Below are 7,355 nucleotides of genomic sequence, written 5' to 3'. Positions count from 1 at the left end.
CTTTTTTATGAACTATAACTACTGTTGTATTCATAAGCAAAGGACGCATGAAAAACTTTCGTTTTTTCACACGCCCTCTTTTTCGGTTTGGTTGTTCTGGTGAATATAGGCATTCGTGCAGATAGCAGTCAAAGGGATTTGACAAGGTCAAGAGCTGAATTAAACGCAGTAACGTATGCAGATCATATGAAGGCTGATATCGTGAGAGGAATTGATATTACAAATTTGGCAAAACCTCTGGATATTGAAAAGATGAAAAATACTATTAAAGATATTTGTCCCTAATATAGGGAGAAAGTAAATGAATAGCATAGTTATTGAAATGAATATTATTTGAGATTCGGAATAAATGGTGAAATGCAGACAAACAAGAAAAATAAAAATATAATAGGTATTATACAGAGTTTCCTTATATTGATATTAGTGGTTCTTATTATTTTTATGATGATTCAGATTAGCAGGCTGCAGGGGACAGCACGCGTAATAAATTATGCAGGTCTGGTACGTGGAGCTACACAGCGCGAAGTAAAATTAGAAATTACAGGAAACCAAAATGATGAATTAATTAAATATTTGGATGACATTCTTCTTGGATTGAGATATCAGGATGGACATTATAATCTGGTAAAACTCAATGACGAAGAATATCAGGGGAAATTGAAAATCCAGAGTGATTACTGGGATAAATTGAAAACAGAAATTGAAGCAGTAAGAAACAAGGGATACGAAAATACAGACATTGTTAATATGAGTGAAATATATTTTACGATGGCAGATGAAACTGTCTCTGCCGCAGAAAGCTATTCAGAAAAGATCGCTATAAAGATTCGTACTATAGAGCTTTTGTCGGCACTTGATATGTTGATTCTGGTGATATTGGTTATTATGCAGACTCTAAAGGCAATGCAGATGGCAATGCAAAACAGATTGCTGGAACAGAAAGCATTCGTAGATGCCCCTACTGGGCTGCCAAATAAAAATGCCTGTAATGAGCTTCTTAATAAAAAAGATATAATTACAGGTTCTACAGCATGCATAATGTTTGATTTAAATAATCTAAAAACTGTAAATGATACAATGGGACATTCCGCAGGAGATAAGTTAATAATGAATTTCTCAAAGTTTTTGCGAAGTGTTATTCCAGAAAAGGATTTTGTTGGAAGATATGGCGGAGATGAGTTTATAGCAGTCATTTATCATACAAATGAGACGGAAATTAAGGAAATATTAAAAGGTTTGTACAGAGAAAAAGATAGATTAAATAGTTATGAAAATCAAATACCAATCGACTATGCATGCGGATGGGCATTATCCTCCGATAATATGTCGTGTACAATGCAGATGTTATTGGATGATGCAGATGCTAATATGTATAAAGATAAACAGTTATGCAAGAAATATAATTAGCATTCTTAAGGAAAGTGATTAAAAAACTATCGATAGGGAGTGCCTTTTTTAATTTATAGGATTTATAAAGACCACAAGAATAAAGGAAATAGAAAATATGAACAAAAGACAAAAAATACTGATTGCCGATGATGCAAAGTTTAACAGGGATATATTGAAAGAATTTCTTGGAGAAACCTATGATTATCTGGAAGCTGAAAATGGAAATCAGGTAATCCAGATGATAGGAGAAAATATTGGAATTGATCTGATGCTTTTAGATATCAATATGCCACAGATGAATGGTTTTGAAGTCTTGGAAATAATGAAAAGAAGCCAGTGTATTGATGAAATTCCAGTTATTATGATCTCTGCTGAAGAATCTGTTGATGTTATGCGTAAAGCATATGAAATGGGAATTACAGATTATATTACACGACCTTTTGATTCTGTTATTGTAAAGAAAAGAGTCCAGAATACCCTAGAACTTTATGCGAACCAAAAGCGTCTGATCAATGTGGTTGTTGATCAGGTTTATGAAAAAGAAGAAAACAATGATATTATGCTCAGGATTCTGAGCAATGTATTAGGGTCACGCAACAGTGAGAGCAGCGAACATATTTTACATATCCGTACTGCGACGAAAATGATGCTGAGACAACTGTTAAAAACAACGGATGCTTATCATCTGACGGAGACCGATATGGCTATAATCACAACCGCTTCTTCGCTTCATGATATTGGTAAAATACGCATTCCGGAAGAAATACTGAATAAACCCGGAAGACTGACCGATGAAGAATTTAAAATTATGAAAACTCATAGTGAGATTGGAGCATCCATGATCTGGGATATGCATTTTTTACAAGATCATCCACTGGTACATACCGCATGGGAAATCTGCAGATGGCATCATGAAAGATGGGATGGAAAGGGTTACCCGGATGGTCTGAAAGGTGAAGAAATACCAATTTCTGCACAGGTGGTGTCTATTGTGGATGTTTATGATGCTCTTACCAGTGAACGATGTTATAAGAAAGCATTTGAGCATGATACCGCGATCAAGATGATTCTGGACGGGCAATGTGGGCAGTTCAATCCGGTTCTTCTTAAGTGCCTGAAAGAACTAAGCCTTCAGTTTTCCAAGATGTATACGAATGAAACGAATGATAATAAACAGTATTATGAAGCACAGAGGCTCTCTGACGAAATACTAAAGGAAAAGTCTTTACCCTGTAAAAATTATTCGCAGCATGTCATTAAACTCATGCAGGAAAAGATAGAGTTTTTTAAAATGGACAGTGGCAAAATTTCCATTGAGTATAATGCAATTTCAGGTTGGGTGATTATAATTAACGGAAACCGGCAGATACTGTGTCAGAGAGATGATCCGAAGTTTGATATATTCAAACTGTTCGAAGTAAGCAGTGAAGATATTCAACATATCAGAGCGTTACTGGACCAGACATCAATACAGAATACAGAAATCTCATTGCAGTTAATGGCAAAGGTGGAAAATAAAAGGCAGATGTATGATCTGAAACTGCATACCTTATGGTCTACTTTAAAGAAAGATGGATATATAGGAATTGTCGGATATCTCTCTTGATTGGTGAATAAAATGGGAGGCACGATTTCTGTTACCAGCGAAGTGGGAAAGGGATCCACTTTTGTAGTTGAATTGCCTTTTGAGATGGGAGCTGCACCAGAAAAATCTAAGAAAGAAGAGGCGGATAAAGAGAATAGCATTCACGGTTTAAATCTCATGTTAGTAGAGGATAATAAGTTGAATGCCGAGGTTGCAGAAATACTTTTAGAAGATGAAGGTGCAATAATTACAATGGTTAATGATGGACAGCAGAAGCTGTCGCAAAGATATTTATAAAAATGTTGTGGGGGTATTGAACATTAATGAATGTAAAACTAAAATCTGGAAGCAAGCAAGCAAGCGACTGTAGCCTGGAGGGTGGGAGAAAGATGAAGAAGTGCAAATTAGTACAGAATATAATGAATTTCAAATTTTGTTACATTATATTTTGCACAATTATATGTTTTATTGTTTTATCCGTTCCTACATTTGCCAAAGAAAACTCTGACAATGTTATCCGGGTAGGATCTTTTGAAGAAACTTATAATACCGTCAATGAAAAGGGGGAAAGAAGTGGATATGGTTATGAGTATCTTCAAGATATTGCAGGTTATGCAGGATGGACATATAAATACATAACAAGTGATTGGAAAAACTGCTTTACACAGTTGGAAAATGGAGAGATTGATATTCTTGGTGGCATTTCCTATACAGACGAACGTGCTGAAAATATGCTTTTTTCCGATATGCCTATGGGGGAAGAGAAATATTACATCTATACGGATGCATCCAATATGGATCTTACAGCAGGAAATTTGGATTCTTTTGAGGGAAAAAATATTGGTGTGTTTAAAGATAATATAACGGAGGATGTGCTTAACGAATGGGAGTTAAAGTATGGTCTGCATACGCAGCATGTCAATGTTTCTAATACCGCAGAAGTTATGGACAAACTGTCGAAACATGAAATTGACTGCTTCGTTTCGGTAGAAGAACCCCGTTGGGAAGAATCGGAGATTTCGCCGATTACAAGTATTGGAGAGACAGAAATCTATTTCGCTATAAATCCCAAACGTCCGGATATCAAAGAAGCACTGGATAGTGCTATGCGCAGAATCAAGGATGACAACCCATTTTACACAGATGATCTCTACAGGCGTTATCTTTCTGCACAGAGCAGCTCCTTTCTTTCAAAAGAAGAAAGGGAGTGGATCGGGCAGCATGGAGCAATCCGGATAGGATATCTGAATCAGGATGGAGGTATCAGCAGTGTAGATCCATCAACAGGCAAATTGACAGGTGTTATTACAGATTATGTGGATCTTGCAGAAAATTGTCTGCAAGGTCAGACTCTGGAATTTAAATTAAATGGATATGAGACAAGAAGTGAACTGCTTCAGGCATTGCAGGATGGAAAAATAGACCTGATTTTTCATACAAACCAGAATCCATACTTTGCAGAAACAAATGGATTTGCTTTGTCGGATACGCTATTGACTCTCAATATGGCAGCAATTACGGCAAAGGATTCTTTTGATGAAAATAAAGAGAATACAGTTGCCGTTGAAAAAGATGATTTTGCATTGAAAGCATATCTTTCATACAATTATCCGCAATGGAAGGTTGTGGAATATGAGACATCAGATGCAGCAATAAAAGCAATGCAAAAAGGGGAGACGGATTGTATTGTAAGCAATTCAGGTACTGTTTCAGACTATTTGAAAAATAATAAGCTTCATAGTGTTTTCCTGACAAAAGAAGCTGATGTTCCATTTGCTATTCAGCAGGGAGAACCGGTTCTTTTGTCCATTCTGAATAAAACACTGACATCTATGCCTACAACTCAATTTTCAGGTGCAGTAGTTTCGTATAATGCTTCCTCACGAAAAGTTACAGCGAAGGATTTTATTCAGGACAATTTACTGACAGTTTCACTTATCGCTGGAATTTCTTTTTTCGTTGTTCTGTGTATAATTCTTGATTCTTTGAAAAAATCAAAACGTGCGGAAGAAAAATCCAAGAAGTCTGCTGAGCAGGCATTGAAGCTGAATCAGGAGCTTGAAGAAAAACGGCAGGAATTACAAAATGCACTTGTAGAAGCACAGAGTGCCAATAAGGCTAAGACTTCCTTTTTAAATAACATGTCTCATGACATCAGGACACCAATCAATGGCATTATGGGCATGCTTACAATTCTTGAAAAAAGCGGAAATGATGGTGAGCGGGCAAAAAATTGCCTGAATAAAATAAATGAATCTTCGAAACTGCTATTATCATTGGTAAATGATGTTTTGGATATGGCAAAGTTAGAATCGGATACCGTGGTTTTTAGTGATGAATCCATCAATCTGGATCAGGTATGTCAGGAAATCACGGAGTCACTATCTTTTCAGGCAGAAGAAAAAGGACTTCATGTTATAGGAGAACATGATGATTACAGTGGTATATATGTTTGGAGCAATGCAGTTCATCTGAAAAAAGTATTGATGAATCTGTTTACAAACAGTATGAAGTACAATAAGGTGAATGGTTCTATTTACATGAGTATGAGAACGATTGAAAGATCAGAAGATCACATGACATGTGAATTTAAAATAAAAGATAATGGAATTGGAATGTCAGAAGAATTTATAAAAAATGAATTGTTTACTCCATTTGTACAGGCAGATAATTCCCCACGTTCTGATTATAATGGGACAGGTCTGGGAATGCCCATTGTGAAACAACTTGTAGAAAAGATGGGCGGAACCATAACAGTTGAAAGTAAGCTGGGTGAAGGGAGCTGTTTTACTGTAGTACTTCCATTTGAAATTGATACGAATGCACGACCGGAAGAAAAAGAAGATTTCAATGCAGATCTATCAGGTGTCCGGATATTATTGGCTGAAGATAATGAGCTGAATGCGGAAATAGCAGAATTTATGCTGATGGAAAATGGGGCTGAAGTAGAAACAGTGAAAAATGGGTTAGAAGCTGTTCAGCACTTTGAAGCCTGCGAATCAGGAACATACGATGTTATTTTAATGGATGTCATGATGCCGGTGATGGATGGGCTTACTGCCACAAAAACAATAAGATCCCTGGAACGGCAGGATGCAAAAACAATCCCTATCATTGCTATGACTGCAAATGCGTTTAGGGAAGATGCTGAAAAGTGTATGGAAGCAGGAATGAATGCACATTTGTCAAAGCCGATTGTGATTGAGGAAGTTATAAAAACGATTTTAAGGTATGTTCATAATGATTAGCAGGGTTCATGAATTAGTGGAATACAATTGACAGGAGGGCTAAAAGATGACAATGCAATGCAGGAGTGCTATAAAGCTATCGTAGGAAACTATGAGGCTGTTTTGGGACGCCTTCACAGCGAAGCAGTGCGCACACATTGAAAGGGGTGTGTCAGAATCTTTCCTTTGACCGTCTGTATGAGGTTAGTAATGAGTTGACAGAATTTTTGAGAGATAGAACCGGAGAGAAGCCGGGGATACCGGAATCAAACGCTGTTGTCTGATGAAGGTGCAAATCTGACAGTTGCAGAAGATGGACTGCAGGCGGTCAGAATGTTCCAGGAGAAACCGGAAGGTTATTTTGACGCAATTCTGATGGATATCATGATGCCTGTAATGGATGGGATTACTGCGACAAAAACAATCCGGTCACTGAAACATCCAGATGCTGAGACGATCCCGATTATTGCCATGACAGCAAATGCATTCAGAGAAGATAAAGAAAAGTGTCTGGCAGCAGGAATGAATGCTCACTTGGCAAAGCCTATAAAAATTGAAAACATAAAGAGAATTTTATGTGAATATTGTGTGTAGTGGTTGCAACTTCTTAAATCCGTATACCTATTTTTCACGTTCTGTAGGATATTATAACGTAAATGTAAAACTGACAGGTATTTCTGCTGAATAAGACAGCAAATTAGAAGATAGCGGTTTGGCGAGCCGATCGATAACTGACAATGCAGGCTGGCATACGCAAAATACACAGATTTTCTATCCAACATTATTGACGTGTAAAAATTTTTATGGTATTTTTATTTCTAAAAAAAGAGATTATTTTAAAGGCAAACCTGTTGAAAGGCAGGAGCGCAAAGCCAGAAGGGACTAAAGTCAGAAAGATTGACCATGTCAGCCGGTTGCCACCGTTTCCATATCATCATATATATGGAAAAGATGTTTGAACAGAAGAGATTCCGATACCTTTTATACTATATAGATGTGTCATTTTAGAAAAATATAGTAGGGACACTGGCAGATTTTGTCAAGTGTCCTTTTTGCATGCAAAAATGGGTAACAAAACTAGCAGGGACAGGTTTTCTGTATACAGATAAAAGCAAGATGAAGAAGGCATAAGACGGAGAAAGGATTTTTATAAA

5 protein-coding genes and 1 riboswitch are annotated in these 7,355 nt (G+C 36.8%); all 5 genes read left to right on the top strand.

The window, feature by feature from the left end:
- Nucleotides 1-357: 357 nt before the first annotated feature.
- On the top strand, nucleotides 358-1,407 hold the full coding sequence (locus AB5213_RS15770; RefSeq protein WP_368276923.1) for a GGDEF domain-containing protein: 1,050 nt from the start codon (nucleotides 358-360) through the stop codon (nucleotides 1,405-1,407).
- Between the two features lie 97 nt (nucleotides 1,408-1,504).
- Complete coding sequence (locus AB5213_RS15765; RefSeq protein ID WP_368276922.1) at nucleotides 1,505-2,995, top strand: HD domain-containing phosphohydrolase; 1,491 nt, start codon at nucleotides 1,505-1,507, stop codon at nucleotides 2,993-2,995.
- Between the two features lie 12 nt (nucleotides 2,996-3,007).
- Complete coding sequence (locus AB5213_RS15760) at nucleotides 3,008-3,271, top strand: hybrid sensor histidine kinase/response regulator (protein WP_008370437.1); 264 nt, start codon at nucleotides 3,008-3,010, stop codon at nucleotides 3,269-3,271.
- Between the two features lie 122 nt (nucleotides 3,272-3,393).
- Nucleotides 3,394-6,222: a transporter substrate-binding domain-containing protein gene (locus AB5213_RS15755; protein ID WP_368276921.1), complete on the top strand. Its 2,829-nt coding sequence runs from the start codon at nucleotides 3,394-3,396 to the stop codon at nucleotides 6,220-6,222.
- Between the two features lie 255 nt (nucleotides 6,223-6,477).
- Nucleotides 6,478-6,795, top strand: a complete 318-nt coding sequence (locus AB5213_RS15750) for a response regulator (RefSeq protein ID WP_175305881.1) — start codon at nucleotides 6,478-6,480, stop codon at nucleotides 6,793-6,795.
- A 237-nt stretch (nucleotides 6,796-7,032) separates the two neighbouring features.
- A riboswitch (cyclic di-GMP riboswitch) is annotated at nucleotides 7,033-7,123 on the top strand.
- Nucleotides 7,124-7,355: the final 232 nt, after the last annotated feature.

Origin of the sequence: Coprococcus sp. RTP21204st1_G4_RTP21204_210225 (assembly GCF_040915385.1) — a bacterium.
Taxonomy (GTDB): domain Bacteria; phylum Bacillota; class Clostridia; order Lachnospirales; family Lachnospiraceae; genus Allocoprococcus; species Allocoprococcus comes.
The sequence above is the reverse complement of the archived record's forward strand: the minus strand, read 5'-3'. Positions and strand labels throughout refer to the sequence as shown.

Bases quoted from the DNA above. Each gene is read 5' to 3' on its own strand.
- AB5213_RS15770 (WP_368276923.1), top strand. From the start codon at position 358: ATGCAGACAAACAAGAAAAATAAAAATATAATAGGTATTATACAGAGT.
- AB5213_RS15765 (WP_368276922.1), top strand. From the start codon at position 1,505: ATGAACAAAAGACAAAAAATACTGATTGCCGATGATGCAAAGTTTAAC.
- AB5213_RS15760 (WP_008370437.1), top strand. From the start codon at position 3,008: ATGGGAGGCACGATTTCTGTTACCAGCGAAGTGGGAAAGGGATCCACT.
- AB5213_RS15755 (WP_368276921.1), top strand. From the start codon at position 3,394: ATGAATTTCAAATTTTGTTACATTATATTTTGCACAATTATATGTTTT.